Annotated in this window: 1 protein-coding gene; it reads left to right on the top strand. The window is 40.0% G+C overall.

What is annotated here, in order from left to right:
• Positions 1–133: 133 nt before the first annotated feature.
• Positions 134–1,141, top strand: a complete 1,008-nt coding sequence (locus H5163_RS20955; RefSeq protein ID WP_182735887.1) for an NAD-dependent epimerase — start codon at positions 134–136, stop codon at positions 1,139–1,141.
• Positions 1,142–1,974 lie beyond the last annotated feature (833 nt).

Below are 1,974 nucleotides of genomic sequence, written 5' to 3'. Positions count from 1 at the left end.
AGGTTAAAGGAATTAGGTGCTAGGGAGGTGACTAGGTACTAGGCTATAGCTAAGCTTGACACATATATTGTTGTTTGCAATTTTTCTAGAACCTAGAACCTAGAACCTAGAACCTATTTTCAAAAGGATTAATATGAAGTATTTAGTAACGGGCGCTGCAGGTTTTATCGGCGCTGCAACATGTCAAAAACTATTAGCAGCAAATCATACTGTAATAGGTATAGACAACCTTAATGATTATTATGATGTAAATTTGAAGCTGGCGCGATTAGCGCAGTTTGAAAACCATAGCGATTTTACTTTTATTAAAATGGATATTGCTGATCGTTCTGCAATGTCTGAGATATTTAAAACAGAACAATTCGATAAGGTTATTCATTTAGCTGCGCAAGCAGGCGTTCGTTATTCGATTGAAAACCCTGATGCGTATGCAGATTCAAACTTAGTTGGCCATTTAAATGTTCTTGAAGGGTGTCGTCATAATAAAGTGCAGCATTTAGTATATGCATCATCTAGCTCTGTTTATGGGCTGAATGAAAAAACACCATTTGAAACTACGGATAGTGTGGATCATCCAGTATCGTTTTATGCTGCAACTAAAAAAGCCAATGAGTTAATGGCGCACAGTTATTCGCATTTATATAACTTACCAACAACTGGTTTACGCTTTTTTACTGTTTATGGCCCTTGGGGTCGCCCAGATATGGCACCTTATATTTTTACAAAAAAAATACTTGCTGGTGAGACCATAGATATTAACAACAATGGCGATATGTGGCGTGATTTCACCTATATTGACGATATTGTTGAGGGGGTAGTTAGAGCTGCCGATGTTGTACCAGAGCGTGATGACTCATGGCGAGTAGAAACAGGTTCACCAGCAACAAGCTCGGCCCCCTTTAAGGTTTATAATATTGGTCACGGCAGCCCTATTAATTTAATGGAGTTTATTTCGTCTATTGAATCTGCGTTAGGTATTGAAGCTAAAAAGAACTTCCGTGAAATGCAAGCAGGTGATGTTTATAAAACTTATGCAGATACACAAGACTTATTTGCAGCAACAGGTTATAAACCAGCCGTAGGCGTTGAGCTTGGCGTTAGAAACTTAATTGATTGGTATAAAGATTTTTATAATAAATAATAAATACGTTAGATATTAGAGTTTTGGGCTTCGACCAATATAGCTAAGAGCTACTCGAGGTAAAGTACCGCCTACGGGTTGGCATCGGAGTTTAGATTTAGCTGCGCGGTTTATATAATACATGGCTAAAGCCATTTCCTACAGGGTTTAAATTTATCGTAGGAGCCGGCTTCAGCCGCGAAAGAGTTTAAAGGTTCTAGGGAAGTGACTAGGTGCTAGGCTTAACTTTACTTTCTCGGTGTAGCGCGTAGCGCCTCGGTGCTCTCGGTGGTAAAAATTGTTTAATTGATTTTATTCACAAAGAGGTTATGAGACGCTGCGCTTAAGAGGTTGAAGGGAAAAGGCTAGGTAAGTAGCTAGGTACTTGAAGCCTATGGCCTTTTTTCTTCTCATTTACACTCATTAACTTCTCTTTGTGCAAATGGTTTTCGTAGGAGCCGGCTTTAGCCGCGAAAGATTTTAATTGATTTATTCATAAAGGTGTTAATGAACACGCGTCAGCAAGCTTAACGCCTACGGTGCTAAATTGTATTCAGGTGTTTAATTACGTGTATGCGAATGGCTTGCCACCGCGATATTCAATATTTTTTCGGTGTTTGTGCGTCAGCAAGCTTAACGCCTTCGATGTTAAATTGTATACTGGTGTTTAATTACGTGTAGGCGAGTGGCTTGCCACCGCGAAAAGGTTAAAGGTACTAGGTGCTAGGTAAGTGACTAGGAACTCGTTGCTCGAAGCGTGGTTTTTGTTTCTTCATTATCTTCTCTTTGTGCAAATAGTGTTTATAATTTTGCCGAAGCCCGAAGCCCGAAGCCCGAAGCCCGAAGCCCGAAGC

Origin of the sequence: Pseudoalteromonas sp. SG44-8, from assembly GCF_014164125.1 — a bacterium.
Lineage (GTDB): Bacteria > Pseudomonadota > Gammaproteobacteria > Enterobacterales > Alteromonadaceae > Pseudoalteromonas > Pseudoalteromonas rhizosphaerae.
Note: the sequence above shows the minus strand (reverse complement) of the source record. Positions and strands in the feature narration are given on the sequence as shown.